The organism is Aeromicrobium jepli (assembly GCF_047246605.1).
In the GTDB taxonomy this organism is placed as follows: domain Bacteria; phylum Actinomycetota; class Actinomycetes; order Propionibacteriales; family Nocardioidaceae; genus Aeromicrobium.
On sequence record NZ_JBFOKO010000010.1, the window covers coordinates 25,250 to 42,441 of the forward strand.

14 protein-coding genes are annotated in these 17,192 nt (G+C 71.7%); 2 read left to right on the forward strand and 12 right to left on the reverse strand.

The window, feature by feature from the left end:
• Positions 1 to 102: 102 nt before the first annotated feature.
• The 3 genes from AB3M81_RS16020 to AB3M81_RS16030 form a co-directional block, all read right to left on the reverse strand.
• Positions 103 to 3,459 carry an error-prone DNA polymerase gene (locus AB3M81_RS16020; protein WP_412904926.1) on the reverse strand — a complete coding sequence of 1,119 codons (3,357 nt, stop codon included), beginning with the start codon at positions 3,457 to 3,459 and terminating at the stop codon, positions 103 to 105.
• Between the two features lie 84 nt (positions 3,460 to 3,543).
• Positions 3,544 to 5,091, reverse strand: a complete 1,548-nt coding sequence (locus AB3M81_RS16025) for a Y-family DNA polymerase (protein ID WP_412904927.1) — start codon at positions 5,089 to 5,091, stop codon at positions 3,544 to 3,546.
• Positions 5,091 to 5,750 (reverse strand): hypothetical protein, encoded by a 660-nt coding sequence (locus AB3M81_RS16030; RefSeq protein ID WP_412904928.1) that lies wholly within the window; start codon positions 5,748 to 5,750, stop codon positions 5,091 to 5,093. Before AB3M81_RS16030 ends, AB3M81_RS16025 begins: the two co-directional genes overlap by 1 nt.
• Before the next feature lie 111 nt (positions 5,751 to 5,861).
• Between AB3M81_RS16030 and AB3M81_RS16035 the strand changes: the two genes are divergently transcribed.
• The gene (locus tag AB3M81_RS16035; protein WP_412904929.1) at positions 5,862 to 6,401 is read left to right on the forward strand and encodes a hypothetical protein; all 540 of its coding nucleotides are present in this window, start codon (positions 5,862 to 5,864) and stop codon (positions 6,399 to 6,401) included.
• A 62-nt stretch (positions 6,402 to 6,463) separates the two neighbouring features.
• On the opposite strand, the gene AB3M81_RS16040 is transcribed toward AB3M81_RS16035, so the two are convergent.
• From AB3M81_RS16040 to AB3M81_RS16075, 8 genes are all read right to left on the reverse strand, one after another.
• Positions 6,464 to 8,173 carry a dipeptide ABC transporter ATP-binding protein gene (locus tag AB3M81_RS16040; protein WP_412904930.1) on the reverse strand — a complete coding sequence of 570 codons (1,710 nt, stop codon included), beginning with the start codon at positions 8,171 to 8,173 and terminating at the stop codon, positions 6,464 to 6,466.
• Positions 8,170 to 9,147, reverse strand: coding sequence for an ABC transporter permease (locus AB3M81_RS16045; RefSeq protein WP_412904931.1), 978 nt, complete (start codon positions 9,145 to 9,147; stop codon positions 8,170 to 8,172). Before AB3M81_RS16045 ends, AB3M81_RS16040 begins: the two co-directional genes overlap by 4 nt.
• Positions 9,140 to 10,066, reverse strand: a complete 927-nt coding sequence (locus tag AB3M81_RS16050; RefSeq protein WP_412904932.1) for an ABC transporter permease — start codon at positions 10,064 to 10,066, stop codon at positions 9,140 to 9,142. The genes AB3M81_RS16045 and AB3M81_RS16050 overlap by 8 nt, the downstream gene beginning before the upstream one ends.
• A 72-nt stretch (positions 10,067 to 10,138) precedes the next feature.
• Positions 10,139 to 11,764 (reverse strand): peptide ABC transporter substrate-binding protein, encoded by a 1,626-nt coding sequence (locus AB3M81_RS16055; RefSeq protein WP_412904933.1) that lies wholly within the window; start codon positions 11,762 to 11,764, stop codon positions 10,139 to 10,141.
• Between the two features lie 222 nt (positions 11,765 to 11,986).
• A complete protein-coding gene (locus tag AB3M81_RS16060; RefSeq protein WP_412904934.1) occupies positions 11,987 to 12,934 on the reverse strand; it encodes an electron transfer flavoprotein subunit alpha/FixB family protein in 948 nt (315 codons plus the stop codon).
• Between the two features lie 16 nt (positions 12,935 to 12,950).
• A complete protein-coding gene (locus AB3M81_RS16065) occupies positions 12,951 to 13,730 on the reverse strand; it encodes an electron transfer flavoprotein subunit beta/FixA family protein (protein ID WP_412904935.1) in 780 nt (259 codons plus the stop codon).
• 162 nt (positions 13,731 to 13,892) lie between these two features.
• Positions 13,893 to 14,672: an enoyl-CoA hydratase/isomerase family protein gene (locus AB3M81_RS16070; RefSeq protein WP_412904936.1), complete on the reverse strand. Its 780-nt coding sequence runs from the start codon at positions 14,670 to 14,672 to the stop codon at positions 13,893 to 13,895.
• 43 nt (positions 14,673 to 14,715) lie between these two features.
• Positions 14,716 to 15,201, reverse strand: coding sequence for a GNAT family N-acetyltransferase (locus AB3M81_RS16075; protein ID WP_412904937.1), 486 nt, complete (start codon positions 15,199 to 15,201; stop codon positions 14,716 to 14,718).
• A gap of 39 nt (positions 15,202 to 15,240) precedes the next feature.
• Between AB3M81_RS16075 and AB3M81_RS16080 the strand changes: the two genes are divergently transcribed.
• The gene (locus tag AB3M81_RS16080) at positions 15,241 to 16,134 is read left to right on the forward strand and encodes an NUDIX hydrolase (protein WP_412904938.1); all 894 of its coding nucleotides are present in this window, start codon (positions 15,241 to 15,243) and stop codon (positions 16,132 to 16,134) included.
• 140 nt (positions 16,135 to 16,274) lie between these two features.
• Here the strand turns inward: AB3M81_RS16080 and AB3M81_RS16085 are convergent, their stop codons facing one another.
• On the reverse strand, positions 16,275 to 17,183 hold the full coding sequence (locus AB3M81_RS16085) for a tetratricopeptide repeat protein (protein ID WP_412904939.1): 909 nt from the start codon (positions 17,181 to 17,183) through the stop codon (positions 16,275 to 16,277).
• Positions 17,184 to 17,192: the final 9 nt, after the last annotated feature.

Consider the following 17,192-nt stretch of genomic DNA (forward strand, 5'->3'; position numbering starts at 1 on the left):
GCGCCCGGAACGGCCAGCTCCGACTGAACGAGGTTCTCCCTCACTTCACGAGGATCGCGATCCTCGTGAAGTGAGGGAGAACCTACTCAACCGGGGAAACCGTCAGCGGAAGTCGCGGGCGCGATGGCCCTGCGGCACGGCGGGATCGAGGAGTCGCTCCACGACCTCGGCCACGAGGTTCACCGCGCCCTGCTGGTGCTCGAGCCGGCCCCGGATCACGACCGCCGCGCTGGTGCGGGCGGCGATCCGGTGGCGCTGCCACACCGCGTCGAACACGACCACGTTGAGCATCCCGGTCTCGTCCTCGAGGTTGAGGAACGTGACCCCGCCCGCGGTGTACGGCCGCTGGCGGTGCGTGATGAGTCCGGCCACCCGCACGCGCCGCTCGGGCTCGTGGTGCCACAGCGAGGCCACCGAGAGGATGCCCTGCGCGGTCAGCGACGGCCGCAGGTGGGCGAAGGGGTGCTCCCCCGGCGAGATCCGCGTGGCCTCGAGGTCGGCGAGCGTCAGCTCGATGTCGCTCATGCCCGGCAGCATGGGCGGCGGCGCGACGATCGCGGTGCCGGGCAGCCGGTCCTGGCTGTCGCTGTAGCCCGCGTTCCACAGGGCCTGGCGGCGCGTCAGGCCGAAGTCGTCGAAGGCGCCCGCGGTGGCCAGCTGCTCCTGCTGGGCCCGGCTGAGGCCGCAGCGGCGCACGACGTCGGCCATGTCGGCGAACGGGCGCTCCTGCCGCGCCGCGACGATCCGCTCGGCATCGGCGCGGCCGATCCCCTGCACCGAGGTCAGGCCCAGCCGCACGGCGTGGTTCCCGTCGCGGCGGTGCTCGGCGAAGTCGGGCGGCGCGGTGCGGTCGAACTCCCCCACCGGGGGCTGGTCGTGCTCGGCGCACGCGGCGCGGCCCGTGGGCCCCGTGGCCGCCCCGAGCGGCTCAAGGTCGGAGTCGATGCCCGAGCGCGTGATCGACGGCCTGCGCACCTCGACCCCGTGCCGGCGCGCGTCGGCCACGAGCGACTGCGGCGAGTAGAAGCCCATCGGCTGCGCCCGCAGCAGCCCCGCCAGGAACGCCGCCGGGTGGTGCAGCTTGAGCCAGCTGCTGGCGTAGACCAGCAGTGCGAAGCTGATCGCGTGGCTCTCGGCGAAGCCGAAGTTGGCGAACGCCTGGATGCGCGCGTAGATGTCGTCGGCCGCCTCGCCCGTGATGCCCTTCTGCGCCATCCCCCGGTACAGCTGGTCGCGCAGGCTGTCGATCCTCTCGACACCGCGCTTGGAGCCCATCGCGCGCCGCAGCAGGTCGGCCTCGTCGCCCGTGCAGCCGCCCAGGACCATCGCGATCTGCATGAGCTGCTCCTGGAACAGCGGCACGCCCAGGGTGCGCTCCAGGACGGGCTCGAGCAGCGGGTGCGGGTAGGTGATGGGCTCCTCCCCCAGCTTGCGCCGGATGTACGGGTGGATCGCGCCGCCCTGGATCGGGCCGGGGCGGATCAGCGCGATCTCGATGACGAGCTCGTAGAACCGGCGCGGCCGCAGCCGGGGCAGCGTGCCGACCTGGGCGCGGCTCTCGACCTGGAACACGCCGATCGAGTCGGCGCGGCACAGCATGTCGTAGACGCCCTGCTCCTCCTTGGGCATCGTGGCCAGCGTCCACTCCTCGCCGACGCGCTCGCGCACGATGTCGAAGGTGTGCTGGATCGCGCCGAGCATGCCCAGCCCGAGCAGGTCGAACTTGACCAGGCCCATGTAGGCGCAGTCGTCCTTGTCCCACTGCAGCACCGTGCGCCCGGGCATGCGGGCACGCTCGATCGGCACGACCTCGCCGACGGGGCGCTCGGTCAGCACCATGCCGCCGGAGTGGATGCCCAGGTGCCGCGGCGACTTCATCGCCTGCTCGGCGAGCGCGACGACGGGCGCGGGGATCTCGTCGGGCTCGTCCGTGCGGATCGAGGACCACGAGTCGACGCGCTTGCTCCACGCGTCCTGCTGGCCCACCGAGTAGCCGAGCGCCCGCGCCATGTCGCGCACCGCCGACTTGGGCCGGTAGCTGATGACGTTGCAGACCTGCGCGGCGTTGCGGCGGCCGTACTTGTCGTAGACCCACTGGATGACCTCCTCGCGGCGGTCGGAGTCGAAGTCCACGTCGATGTCGGGCTCCTCGTCGCGCGTGGCGGACAGGAAGCGCTCGAACGGCAGGCCGTACTTGATCGAGTCGACCGCGGTGATCTCGAGGGCGTAGCAGACCGCGGAGTTCGCGGCCGAGCCCCGGCCCTGGCACAGGATCCCGCGGCTGCGCGCGAACGCGACGATGTCGTGGACGATGAGGAAGTAGCCGGCGAAGTCCTTCTCCTCGATGACCGCCAGCTCGCGCTGGAGGCGGTGCTCGGCGCCCGCGCGGTCGTGCGCGTAGAGCCGGTCGGCGCCGCGGCGCACCAGCTCGCGCAGCCACGTCATCGGCGTGTGGCCCGGCGGCACCTGCTGCTTGGGCAGCTTGGGCGAGGCCTTGCGCAGGTCGAACGCGCACGCGTCGGCGATCTCGACCGAGCGCGCGACCGCGCCGGGCCAGCGGGCGAACCGCTGCGCCATCTCGGCGCCGGACCGCAGGAACGCCGGCGGGGCGAGCCAGCCGTCGAGCTCGGCCAGGCTGCGGCGCGCGCGGACGGCGGCGAAGGCCTGCGCGAGCCGCGCGTCGGCAGGGCGGGCGGCGTGCACGTTCCCGGTCGCGACGTACGGCAGGCCCAGCTGGGCCGCCCAGCCCGCGAGCGCGTCGTTGGCCGGGCCGTCGCCGGGGCCGCCGTGGTCGGTCAGCTCGACGACCACGTTGTCCCGGCCGAACAGGTCGACGAGGCGGCGGACGCCCGTCATGCCCTCGCGGCGGGCCCAGCCCTTGCGGCAGCCGGTCAGCACGACCCACTTCCCGCGACCGAGGTCGGCCAGGTCGGCGAGGTCGTAGACGGGGCGGCCCTTCTCGTCGCCGGCCAGGTTCGCCTCGGTGATCGCGGTGGCCAGCGCGTGGTACCCCTCGACGCCGCGGGCCAGCACGAGCAGGTGGTCGCCCTCGGGGTCGGCGACGCCGTTCTGCGGGCCGGGCAGGTTGAGCGACAGCTCGGCGCCGTGGACCGTGCGCATCCCGTGCTGCTGGGCCGCCTCGGCGAACCGGGGCGCGCCGCTGAAGCCGTCGTGGTCGGTCAGCGCGAGCGCCGACAGGCCGAGTCGCACGCCCTCGCGCACGAGCGCCTCGGGATGGCTGGCGCCGTCGAGGAAGCTGTAGTTGCTGTGGCAGTGCAGCTCGGCGTACGGGACGGCCTCGGCGGGACGCTCGGGCTCCTCGGGCGCGGTGTAGGCGCCGCGCTTGCGCGAGAACGCCGGCCCGTCGCCGCCGTCGGGCGGGCCGGACGGCTCCTTCCACCGCCCCGAAAGCCGCGCCTCGAGCTCGCGCCACGAGATGTCCGGGTTGTTCCACCCCATCAGGGCCACCCCCACGCGCTGAGTTGCACGTTCGGCCGGCGACACGCCGTGTTTCGGTGGCCGAACGTGCAACTCAGCGGGGAGTCAGTCATAGCGGGCCTCGGTCCACCAGCGGCCGTTCTCGACGACCATGAGCCAGGCGCTGCCGTCCACGCCGACGACCTGGAAGCGGGCGACGCGGCGGGCCGCGGCCTCGTCCCACCAGTGCTCGTCGACCGGCCACGGCCCGGCCCACGCCGCGACGGGCTGCCAGCCGGCGTCGGCCTGGGCGCGGAACCGCGCGGGCGGGCCCGAGAGCGCCCCCCGGCCGCTGACGCTGACGGGCATCCCCTCGGCGCCCACGACCTGCGCGGGAGCCGGCTCGGGGAACACGGTGGCCGGCGCCGGCGGCGGGATGCTGCCGGGCCACGGGCGGTCGGCGGGGCGCGTGACGGTGGGCCGCTCGCCCCACGCCGTCGACAGCCGCCGGTCGGCCGGGCCGCGACCGCCCTGGACGCCCACCGAGCGCACGCCCTCGGGGCCGACGAGCGCCTGCACGCGGGCCACCGAGCGCTCGACCTGCTCGTCGGGCCCGCCGCCGAAGAGCCCCTCGGCGTGGTCGCCGAGCGGCTCGACCTCGACCGGGATGCAGCGCACCGCCACGACCGGGCCGCCGGGCGGGTCGGCCGAGAGCTGCCAGCGCAGCCGGTCGAGGACGTCGGCCGAGCCGAACCAGCGCGGGTGGCGCCACAGCCGGCTGGAGACATGCGGGTGGCCGGCGACCTCGGCGTCGACCTCGATCCGCAGCGTGGCGCACACCAGTCCGCCGCGGTCGAGGCGGCGGACGAACTCCTCGACGCGCTGGCGCACGCTGAACACGACGGCCTCGGCCCGCTCGAGGGCCGGCTCGAAGGCGACGGTCGCCACGAGCTCGGGCGGCGGCGTCCGTCGCGAGACCTGGCGGACCTCCTCGCCGCGGGCCCAGCGGTGCAGCAGCGCGCCGTGGGTGCCGAAGCGCGCCAGCACGTCGGCCGGCGCGAGCGCGGCGAACTGCGCGACCCGGCGCACGCCCAGCCGGCGCAGCACCGTGACCAGGTCCAGCCCCGGCTCGGTCGTGCCGGCCGGCGTGGGGATCTCGAGGACATCGATCGGCAGGTCGGCCAGGAAGTCGATGTTGCCGCCGGGCGCCACGACGACGCAGTCCTGGGCCGGGGCCCGGCGGGCGGCCAGCTCGGCGACGAACACCCCGTCGGCGATGCCGCAGCGGACGTCCCACACCCCCAGCTCGACGAGCCGCTCGGTGATGACGGCGGCCGCCTCGGGCTCGCCGCCGTAGTACCGCTCGGGCACGGTCAGCGCGCACAGTCCCGGGCGCAGCGGCGCGACGCCGGGACCGAGCTCCTCGAGCGCGGTCAGCACCTGGTCGAACGCGCGCGCGTCGGCCTCGGGACGGTGGTCGCAGACCACGAGGTCGGGACAGCGCGACTGCGCGTCGCGACGGCGCATCCCACGGCGGACGCCCTGCGCGCGGGCCGCCGGCGTGCACGCCAGGACGGCGCCCTTCTCGAGGACGGCCAGCGCCTGCGGCTCGCCGTGCTCGGCCTGCTGGACCAGCGCCGGCCAGTCCGGCACCCACACCACCATCGTGCGCATCAGCCGGCCTCCCGATCCGGGACGGCGCGCACGGCGCGCTCGACCGGGGCGACGGCCAGCTCGCGGCTGGGGAGCCACAGCCGGCGCGAGCCGGTGACCCGTCCACCGCGCCGGACCTCGACCGTGGCCTGGCGGGCCACGAGGTGGCCGTGGCCGTCCTGCGGGCCGGTCCAGACGGCGTCGCGCAGCGAGAGCCGGGCGTCGACGCGCGGCCACTCTCCCACGGCGACGAGCACGGCCTGGCGCCGGTGCAGCCGCGCGCGCAGGCGCACGACCTCACGCTCGGGCAGCGTCACCCGATCGACCATGACCACGCCGACGGCGTCGACCAGCGCGCCCAGCACCGAGGCCGGGTCGGCCCCGGCGTCGGGCACCCAGACCGTACGATCGAGGTCGACGCCCACCTCGGCGGCCGCCTCGAGGCCGACCCGGTCCGAGCCGACGATGGCGCACCACGCGCCGTCGCGCGACGGGCCGGCCATCAGCAGCAGGGCCAAGCTGGTGGAGTCGACCGCGTAGCTGCCGCCGGGCTGCAGGGCGAGCAGCCCCGAGAGCGCGGGGTGCGTCGCCAGCGACAGCACCGAGGGACGACCCTGCATCCGCCCGATCTGGGCGCGCAGGTCGTCGACCACGGTGGTGTCGGGGACGGCGGTGCTCACCCCTCCATGATCGAACACCTGTTCGAACGAGTCAACACGGGGTCGGCCGCACCTTGGCAACCGCGAGTTACCTCTGTTAGGTTCCCCCCACATCACTACTCCGGGGGGAACATGTTCCGCATCAAGACCGTCATCACCGCTGCCCTGGCGCTGTGCGCCACCGTCCTCGCACCCCAGGTCGCGAACGCCGCACCCGTGTGCGACAACCTGTCCGCCACGAAGTGGACCTTCACCAACGTCTCGAAGTCCTACAAGCCGACCAAGCTCTACTCCAACTGGGTCCACCCCAAGCACGGCTCGATGACCATCACGTTCAGCCAGGCGGCCACCTCGCAGTGGACCGGCACGGTCAGCACGTCCCTCTCCGCCGAGGCCGGCGTCGTCTTCGCCAAGGCCTCCACGACGATCGGCGCCTCCGTGGCCAAGACGTGGAGCAAGACCAAGACGTGGTCCTACTCCGTCACCGTCAAGAAGGACGCCAAGCACGAGTACCGCCTGCGCCAGCGCCAGGAGACGCGCAAGTTCACCGCCACCAAGTACGCCCTCAACCGCGGCACGTGCCGCTACCAGAAGGTCAAGTCCGGCACGGGCGAGATGCCTCGCAAGCTGGAGTCCTCCCTCGTGTGGGACACGCAGCGTCGCGCCGCCTGACGCTCGCACAGCACTGAGGGGGTGGGCCGGCGGCCCACCCCCTCAGTCGTGCCTGCGTGCGCTCAGCGCGAGAGCTCGATCGACCCGCCGGGGATCGCGTCGAGAAGGCGGCGCGTGTACTCCTCGCGCGGGCTGTCGAACACCTGCGACACCGAGGAGTGCTCGACGACCTTGCCGCTCTGCATCACCAGCACGTCGTCGGCGATCTGGCGGACCACCGCGAGGTCGTGCGTGATGAACAGGTAGCTCAGGCCCAGCTCGGCCTGCAGGTCGTTCAGCAGCTCGAGGATCTGCGCCTGCACCAGCACGTCGAGCGCGCTGACGGCCTCGTCGCAGATGACGACCTCGGGATCGAGCGCCAGGGCGCGCGCGATCGCGACGCGCTGGCGCTGGCCGCCGGACAGCTCGCCCGGGTAGCGCGACATCACCGAGGCCGGCAGCGAGACCTTGTCCAGCAGGTCGCGCACCTTCTTCTCGCGCTCGGCCTTGCTGCCGACGCCGTGCGTGCGCAGCGGCTCCTCGATCGAGCGGAAGATCGAGTACATCGGGTCCAGCGACGCGTACGGGTTCTGGAACACCGGCTGCATCTGGCGACGGAACTTCAGCTGCTGCGACTTGCTCTTGAGCTGGCGCACGTCGACGCCGTCGAACAGCACGCGGCCCGACGTGGGGGGCAGCAGGTCCAGCACCATGCGCGCGACGGTGGACTTGCCCGAGCCGGACTCCCCCACGATCGCGGTGGTGGTGCCGCGGCGCAGCCGGAACGACACCGAGTCCGCGGCGGTGAACGGGATCTTCTCCCACGGCTTGGAGCCGCGCAGCTCGAAGACCTTGGTCAGCTCCTCCACGACGAGCACGTCGTCGCGGCCCTCGCCGAACTCCTCGCCGCTGTGGGCGACCTCCTCGGCGATCTCGGCGGCCTGCTCCATGGCCTGCTCGCGCACCTCGGCGCGGGCCCGCTGCGACGACAGGCGCTGCGACGCCAGCGAGGGCGCCTTCGACACGAGGCGCTTCGTGTACGGGTGCTGCGGGTCCTGCAGGATCTCCAGCGCGGGGCCGGACTCGACGACCTGGCCCTTGTACATGACCACGAGGTGGTCGGCGCGCTCGGCGGCCAGGCCGAGGTCGTGCGTGATCAGCAGGACCGCGACGCCGAGGTCGGCGGTGAGCGTGTCGAGGTGGTCCAGGATCTGCTTCTGCACCGTGACGTCGAGCGCGGAGGTCGGCTCGTCGGCGATCAGCAGGCGCGGACGGGCGGCCAGCGCCATCGCGATGAGCGCACGCTGGCGCATGCCGCCGGAGAACTCGTGCGGGTACTGGCGGGCGCGCCGCTCGCCGTCGGGCAGGCCGGCCTCGGCGAGCAGCTCGACGACGCGCTGGTCGGCCTCCTTGCCGGAGGCGACGCCGTTGGCCTCGAGGGCCTCCTTGATCTGCGCGCCGACCCGCCACAGCGGGTTGAGGTTCGACATCGGGGCCTGCGGGACCAGGCCGACCGAGGAGCCGCGCACGGCCATGATCTGCTTGCGGCCGGCGGTGGTGAGGTCCTCGCCGTCGAACAGGATCTGTCCGCCGGTGACCCGGCCGGTGCCGGGCAGCAGGTCGATCACGGCGTGCGCCGTCGTGGACTTGCCCGAGCCGGACTCGCCCACGATCGCGACCGTCTGGCCCTCGTAGACCGTCAGGCTCGCGCCGCGGACGGCCGGGACGAGCTCCTTGCCGTTCGCGAAGGCGACCTGGAGGTCCTTGATCTCGAGCAACGGGGTGGAGTTCATCGGTTGTTCTTCCGCTTCGGGTCGAGGGCGTCGCTCACGGCGTCGCCCAGCAGGATGAAGCCCAGGGCCGTGATCATCAGGGCGGTGGCGGGCCAGAACATGACCCCCAGGCGGTTCCCGGATCGGACGAGCGGCTGGGCGGCGGCGATGTCGTTGCCCCACGAGACGATCCCGTACGGCAGGCCGATGCCCAGGAACGACAGGGTCGCCTCCGCGACGATGAAGATGCCCAGCGACACCGTGGAGACCACGATGACCGGCGGCAGCGCGTTGGGGATGACGTGCCGCATCAGGTTGCGCAGCGGCGAGGCGCCGATCGCGCGGGCGGCATCGATGAACTCGAGGTTCTTGACCTCCAGCACGGCACCGCGCGCGATGCGGGTGACCTGCGGCCAGCCGAACGCCGCCAGGGCGAACACGACCGCCGAGATCGAGCCCCAGTAGCCGCGCTCGGGGAACCGGTTGTCGACGACCGACAGGCCGACGATCGCGCCGAGCAGCAGCGGGATGGCGAAGAACATGTCCGCGATGCGCGAGACGAGCGTGTCGACGACGCCACCGTAGAAGCCGGCGACGGCGCCGGTGATCGTGCCGAGGATCGCGACGACGAGCGTGCACAGGATGCCGACGGTGACCGACGCGCGGGCGCCGTGGATCGTGCGCGAGAAGACGTCGTGGCCCTGCTTGTCGAAGCCGGCGATGTGGCCCGGCGACGGCGGCTCGAGGCTGCGCGACAGCTCGGCCTTGTTCGGGTCGATGTCGGTGAACAGGCCGGGGAACGCGATCATCACGGCCACGAAGGTCAAGATCGCGACCGAGACCCAGAAGATCCAGTTGCTGCGCAGGCTCTTCCAGGCGACGACCCACTGGCTCTCGGGCGACTGGGACTCGTCGACGGTGCCGGTGGCCTCGAGGGGAGTCTGGGCGATCGGAGCGACGAAGCGCTCCTGCCCGGGAAGCATGACGTCAGGCATAGCGGATCCTGGGATCGAGGAGGGCGTACAGGAGGTCGACGATCAGGCTCATGAGCACGTAGATCAGGACCATGACGGTGACGACGCCGACGACCGTCGCGCCCTCACCGCGGTTGACGGCCTGGAAGGCCAGGCGGCCGATGCCGGGGACGTTGAAGATGCCCTCGGTGACGATCGCGCCGGCCATCAGCGTGCCCAGGTCGGTGCCGAGGTACGTCGTCACCGGGATGAGCGAGTTGCGCAGCACGTGCCGGCGGTTGACGGTGCCGGTCGACAGGCCCTTGGCGCGCGCGGTGCGCACGTGGTCGGCCGTGAGGTTGTCGACGATCGACGTGCGGGTCAGTCGCAGGATGTAGGCGAACGATGTCAGTCCCAGCACGATCGCCGGCAGGATCAGGCTCTGGAACGTTGGGTCGCCGCCGACGGTGATGGGCGCCCAGCCGAGCTTGACGCCGAAGATCAGCTGCATGAGGAAGCCGAAGACGAAGATCGGGACGGCGATGACCAGCAGCGAGACGAGCAGCATCGTCGAGTCGAAGATGCCGCCGCGGCGCAGGCCGGCGTAGAAGCCGGCCGCGATGCCGAGCGTGGCCTCGATGACGAGCGCCATGATCGCCAGCTGGAAGGTCACGGGCAGGGCTTGGGCCACCAGCTCCGAGACCGGCCGGCCCGAGAACGCCGTGCCGAAGTCACCGGTCAGCGCGTTGCCGAGGTACTTCAGCCACTGGATCAGGAAGGGGTCGTTCAGGTTGTACTGGTTCTCGAGCTCTGCTCGCACCGCGGAGGGAATCGGCTTGTCGCCGAACATCGCCGCGATGGGGTCGCCCGGGGCGAGGAACACCAGCCCGTAGACGATGAAGGTCGACCCCAGGATCACCGGGATCGTCTGGAGGAGTCGTCGTCCGACATACCACCACATGTGCACACTCCTCGCGGCACACGGTGGGACGGCACCGGTCGGGTGCCGTCCCACCGTGGGAACCGCTGTTGGTTACTTGCTGACGAGGTGGTACTCGGGCTTGCCCTGCCAGCTGAAGACCACGCCGTTGACGCCGTCCGCAGCCGCACCGGCGATGCTCTGGTTCCACAGCGGGATGGCGGGCAGGTCCTTGAAGAGGATCTCCTGGACCTGGGCCAGCTTCTTGGCCTGCTCGTCACCCTTCGAGCTCAGCGCCTCACCGAGGAGCTTGTCGACCTCCGGGTTGGAGTAGTCGCCGTCGTTCGAACCAGCGCCCGTGCCGTACAGCGGGCCGAGGTAGTTGTAGATCGACGGGTAGTCGGCCTGCCAACCGGTGCGGAACGCGGTCTTGATCTCGCGGTTGGTGACCAGCTCGCGCAGCTCCTTGAAGGTGGCGTACGCCTTCGGCTTGGCCTCGATGCCCAGGTTCGTGCCGACCTGGTTCACGACGGCCTCGACCCACTCCTTGTTGCCCGGGCCGTCGCCGTTGTAGGCGAGCGTGAAGGCGCCGTCGAACTTGGAGATGGCGTCGGCCTCGGCCCACAGCTTCTTGGCCTCGGCGGCGTCGAAGTCGAGGACCTCGTTGCCCGGGATGTCCTTCGTGTAGCCCGGGAACAGCGACGTGGCGAAGTCCTCGGCCGGGACGCGCGAGCCCTCGAAGATCTTCTCGGTGATCTCCTCACGGTTGATGGCCTTGGAGATCGCGGCGCGACGGAGCTTGCCCTCCTCGCCGCTCCAGTGCTCGAGACGCTCGGGGATGGTGATCGACGCGAAGTTGGCGCCGTTGCCCGTGAACGCCTGGATGGAGTCGTCGGACTCGAACGAGCTCAGCGCGCTCGGCGGGACGGCCTCCATGACGTCGAGGTTGCCACCCTGCAGGTCGGAGTAGGCCGACTCGGGATCGGTGTAGAACTTGAAGGTCACACCGCCGTTCTTCGGCTCGCGGTTGCCCTTGTACTCGTCGTTCGGGACGAGCTTGGCCTCGACCTCGTGCTCCCAGGACTCGAGCGTGTAGGGGCCGTTGCCGATCGGCTGCTCGCCGAACTCCTTGGTGACCTTGCCGTCGGAGCCGAAGGCAGCCTCGGGCAGCGGGTAGTACGCCGAGTAGCCGAGGCGCAGCGGGAACTCCGGCTCGGCCTCCTTCAGCGTGACCTCGATGGTCTTCTCGTCGACGGCCTTGGCGCCCTCGAGCGTCTTGGCGCCCTCGACGAGCGTGCCCTCCTCCGTGGTGCCCGCGAAGGGGTACATGAAGTAGGCCTGCAGCTGCGCGTTGGCCGGATCGGCCGCGTAGGTCCACGCCTTCACGAAGGACTCGGCCGTGACCGGCGTGCCGTCGGTGAAGTTCCAGTCCTTGAGCTTGATCGTCCAGACCTTGTCGTCCTCGGACTCGATCGACTCGGCGACCTCGTTCTGCATCTTGCCCTCGGCGTCGTACGACACGAGGCCCGCGTAGAGCAGGTCGATGATGTTGCCGCCGCCGACCTCGTTGGTGTCGGTCGTGATGAGCGGCTTCTGGGGCTCGGTGCCGTAGGCGGTGATGACGGAATCGGACCCGGCGCTGCCGCCGTCCCCGTCGTCGCCGCCACCACAAGCGGCCAGCGTGAGGCTGGCGACCGCGGCGAGGGCGACACCTGCGATGGCTGAACGCCGAATTCGCATGAATATCCTCCTGAGAATGTGCGTACGACAGTGGAACGTGCGTGTACGCGCGTGATCCATTGCTACCACCTGGACGGACCCCGACTCCAACCCAGAGCGCCTACTTTACCGAACTGCAACATAGCGTTCTGACCGGCCACGAGGTCCGTCCGGGGCCCCCGGGAACGGCGACGGCGGCCCCTCCCCCGAAGGGGCGGGACCGCCGTGCGCGGGCGCGTGGGCTCAGCCCTTGCGCTTGTTGATCTCCTCGGTCGCCTGCGGCAGGACCGACTTGAGGTCACCGACGACGCCGAAGTCGACGAGCTCGAAGATCGGCGCCTCCTCGTCCTTGTTGACCGCGACGATCGTCTTGGACGTCTGCATGCCGGCGCGGTGCTGGATCGCACCGGAGATGCCGTTGGCGACGTACAGCTGCGGCGAGACCGTCTTGCCGGTCTGGCCGACCTGGAACGTGTGCGGCTTCCAGCCCGAGTCCACGGCGGCGCGCGAGGCGCCGACCGCGGCACCGAGCGCGTCGGCCAGGGCCTCGACCTCGGTGAAGTCGCCGCCGGTGCCACGGCCGCCGGAGACCACGATGGCGGCCTCGGTCAGCTCGGGACGGCCGGTGGAGACGCGCGGCTCGGACGACACGATCCTGACGGCCTTGGCCGACTCGGGGACGTCGAACGAGACGGCCTCGACGGCGCCGGCGCCCGCGACAGCCTCGGGCGTCGCGGAGTTCGGCTTCACGGCGATGACCGGGGCACCCTTGGTGACCTGGGCGGTGACCGTGAAGTTGCCGGCGAACGCCATCTGCGTCGTGGTGACGGAGCCACCGTCGACGGCCACGTCGACCGCGTCGGTGATGAGGCCCGACTGCGACTTGAGCGCGACGCGGGCGGCGATCTCCTTGCCCTCGGTGCTGGAGGGCACCAGGACGGCGGCGGGCGCCTTCTCGGCGACGAGGGCGCCGAGCGCCTCCGCCTTCGGGGCGACGAGGTACTCCTCGTAGACGCTGTCGGCGTACTGGTAGATCTTCTCGGCGCCGTACTCGGCCAGGACCGCGGTGTCGGCGTCGCCGAAGACGACGGCGGAGGGCTCACCGATGCGACGCGCGATCGTCAGGAGCTCCAGCGAGGGCTTCGTGACCTTGCCCTGGGGGGCTTCGATCAGAACGAGAACTTCACTCATTGATTCAGGCTCCTACTCACACGAACTTCTTGGACGCGAGGAACTCGACGAGCTTGACGCCGCCGTCTCCCTCGTCGGTGACGATCTCGCCGGCGGTGCGCGGCGGGCGCGGGGTCGTGGACTCGACCTTGGTCCAGGCCTGCTCGAGGCCGACCTCGGAGGCGTCGATGCCCAGGTCGGCCAGCGACCACTCCTCGACCGGCTTCTTCTTGGCGGCCATGATGCCCTTGAAGGACGGGTAGCGGGCCTCGCCGGTCTGGTCGGTGACCGAGACGACGAGCTTGCCCGTGGCCTCGATCTGGTGCGTGGCGGCGTCGCCGTCGCGGCGGATCTTGACCGTGTCGCCGTCGACCTCGATCTCGGAGGCGAACGTGATGGCCGGCAGGCCCAGGCGCTCGGCGACGAGCGTGGGGACGACGCCCATGCCGGCGTCCGTGGAGCCCATGCCGAAGAACACCATGTCGTAGTCGAGCTTCTCGATCGCCTTGGCCAGCACGAGCGACGTCGCGAAGGCGTCGGAGCCGGCGATGGCGTCGTCCTCGACGTGGACGCCCTGGTCGGCGCCCATCTGCAAGGCCTTGCGCACCGCGTCGGACGCGTCCGCCGGGCCCACGGTCAGGACGGTGACCTCGCCGTCACCGTTCTCGACCACCTGCAGCGCCTGCTCGACCGCGTACTCGTCCAGCTCGGACAGAAGTCCGTCGACGTTCTCGCGGTCGACAGTGTTATCCGCTTCGAACGTGCGGTCCGCCGTGGCGTCCGGCACGTACTTCACAGCGACAACGATCTTGGTCACGAGGACCCTCCTGTGAATTCGGGGCGCGGGCGACGGTTGATCGTCCGCGAGTTATCGGGTCAACCCTGCCACGGGGTCCGATCCGTTGGTGAGGCGACCCTTTCCTGTCTCGATGTTACCGGAAGGTAACCAAAGGTGGCACGCCGAGACGTGTGGCGTGGATCACCGACCCGTGAACGTGGCCCGGCCCGGGCCGTTCTCGACGAACGAGCGCATGCCGTCGGACTGGTCCTGCGTGGCGAACAATCCGGTGAATCCGGCGCGCTCGATCTCCAGGCCCGTCTGCAGGTCGACCTCGAGGCCGCGGTCGATGACGTCCTTGGCGGTGCGCAGCGCGATGGCCGGGCCGTTCACGAACTGGCGCGCCCACGCGACCGCACGCTCGTACACGCCCTCGGCGGGCAGCACCTCGTCGACCAGGCCGATGCGCAGCGCCTCCTGGGCGTCGACGAAGCGGCCCGTGTAGATGAGGTCCTTGGCCTTGGCCGGGCCGACGAGGCGCGCGAGCCGCTGCGTGCCGCCGGCGCCGGGGATGATGCCCAGCAGGATCTCGGGCTGGCCCAGCTTGGCGCTGTCGGCGCAGAACCGCAGGTCGGTCGCCAGCGCGAGCTCGAGGCCGCCGCCGAGCGCGAAGCCCGTGATCGCCGAGACGGTCGGCTTGCCGATCGCGGCGACCGCCCGGGTGAAGTCCTGCAGCAGGTGGCCGTGGCGGAACATCTCGGGGAAGCCCATCTCGGCCATCTCCTTGACGTCGGCGCCCGCGGCGAAGACGCGCTCGCCGCCCCACACCACCACGGCGGCGACGTCGTCGCGGCGGTCGGCCTCGCGCGCCGCCTCGAGCAGCTCGGTCTGGACCTGCGCGTCGATCGCGTTCATCTTCGGGCGGTCGAGACGGATCGTGCCGACGCCGTCGGTCACCTCGAGTCGGACGAATTCGGCCATGTCAGTGCCTCCTGTGGTGGGTTGGGGCGAGCATAGGACAGCGTCAGGACACCGATCCGAGGGCCTGCAGGGCCTCCCCCGCGAGCCGGTACGTGCGCCACTCCTCGAGGTCGACGGCGTCCAGCGAGCGGTAGAACTCGATGGACGGCGTGTTCCAGTCGAGCACCTGCCACTGCAGCCGGCTGTACCCGCGCTCGACGCAGATCCGGGCCAGCTCGGTCAGCAGCGCCTTGCCCAGTCCGGCGCCCCGCTGGGCCGGGTCGACGTAGAGGTCCTCGAGGTGGATGCCGTGCACGCCGTCCCACGTCGAGAAGTTGAGGAACCAGATGGCGGTGCCGACGACCGCCCCGTCGGCCTCGGCGACGTGCGCGTACAGCGCCGGGCGCTCGCCGAAGAGCCGCTCGTGCAGCATCTCCTCGGTCAGGACGCACTGCTCGGGAGCGCGCTCGTAGGCGGCCAGGTCATGGACGAGTCGCACCATCGCGGGCACGTCGTCGGCGGTGGCGGGGCGGATCCGCGGATCGGTCATGGCGCACCATCCCATCACAGCGCGGGTAGCCTCGGCCTCGTGACCGACTCCCCCGACCTGCGTGACGACGACCTCGTGCTGGAGCCCACGTCGGGCACGGACGACCTGGACGGCTTCGCGGTCGTGTACGCCGGCGAGCGGATCGGCACCGTGGCGCTGCAGCGCGCCCCCGGCAAGGCCGGCCGGCAGCTGGGCTCGATGCGCTGGAGGTTCGCGGCCGGCCCCGGCGCCTCCGTCGCGAGCCGCGCCCTGCGCCTGGCGGTCCACTACGCCTTCGAGCAGCTGGGCTGGACGCGGGTCGAGGCCCGCGTCCCCGCCGACGACCCCGTCGGCCTGCGCGCCGCGTCCATCGCCGGGCTGCGCCGCGAGGGCATCGCCCGCACGCCCGGTGACGAGCCGGACCACGTCATGCTCGGGCGCATCATCGACGATCCGCCGGCGTTCAGCCGCGAGGGCTTCGTCTCGATCCTCAATGCCGGCCTGCCCCGCAAGCGCGTCATCGGCCAGGGCGTCCTGCGCGACCGCGACGGCCGCGTCCTGCTGTGCGAGCTGACCTACAAGCGCGAGTGGGACCTGCCCGGCGGTGTCGTCGAGGTCGGCGAGAGCCCGGCCCTCGGCCTCGTGCGCGAGCTCGAGGAGGAGCTCGGCATCACCGTCACGATCGAGGGCCTGGTCACGATGAACTGGCTGCCGCCGTGGAGCCAGTGGGACGACGCGTGCCTGTTCGTGTTCGACCTCGGCGTCGTGGACGCCGACATCGTCGAGGGCATGGTGCTGCAGCACAGCGAGATCGCCGCCGTGCACTGGGTCGACCTTGAGACCGCGCGCGAGCGCGCCACGCTCGCGACGGTCGAGCTGCTCGAGGCCCTCGCCGACGCTCCCCTGCCCGCCTACCGCGAGGCGCCCCGCCAACCCGACCCGTCGAAGAGCTGAGTCATCGGGTCTCGACACACCCGCCCACAGGCGGTGATCGAGTGCCGGCGAGCGCAGCGAGACGGTGCATCGAGATCCCGAGCTCGAGTTGGCCTCGGATCACCCCGCACGCACCGCGCGGGTCACTCGACCCGGTCCGGTCAGAACAGGGCGGCGGCGAGGGTGCGGCGCGCCTGCGCCACGCGCGGGTCGGTCACGCCGACCACCGAGAACAGCTCGAGCAGGTGCTGGCGCACCCGCTCGCGGTCGTCCTCGGCGGTGCGCTTGACCAGGTCGATGAGCCGCAGGAAGGCGTCCTCGACGTGGCCGCCGGTGACGTCCAGGTCGGCCACGAGGATCTGCGCGTCGATGTCGTCCGGACGGTCCGCGGCGGCCTGGCGGGCGGCCTGCAGGTCGGCGCCCGAGACGCGCGCGTAGAGCTTGGTCGCGGCGAGGCGCTCGGCGACCTCGCTGTCGGCCGGGCTCTGCGCCAGCAGGGCCTCGTACTCGGCGATCGCGGCGTCGAAGTCGCCCCTGGCGTACGCCTCGTCGGCCGCGGCGAAGCGCGGGTCGTCCTCGGGCTCCTCGGGCGCGGCCTCGGTGGTGCCGCCGGACGGCTGCGCGCGGCCGGTGAGGCCGTTCTGCTGGGCCAGGCGCACGAGCTCGTCGAAGAAGCGCTTCACCTCGGAGGCGTCGACGGTCCCCTGGAACAGCGGGACCGGGCGGCCCTGCACGAGGCCCACCACGAACGGGACCGCCTGGACCTGCAGGGCCTGGGCGATGCCGGGGTTGGTGTCGGCGTCGACCTTCGCCAGCTGCAGCGCGCCGCCGTACGCGGACGTGGCCTGCGCCAGCACCTCGTTGAACTCGACGCTCTGCGGCGAGCGCGGCGACCAGACGCTCAGCACCACGAGGTGCCGCATCGACGACTCGACGACCCGCTGGAAGTCGGCCTCGGTCACGTCGATGACGTAGACGGCGCCGTCGGGCGCGGGGGCGTCGCCGCCGGCCGCGGGGCGGGGCTTGGCCAAGGAGGACAGGTCGAACGCACCGGGCTGGGAGAAGCTCATGCGCACAGT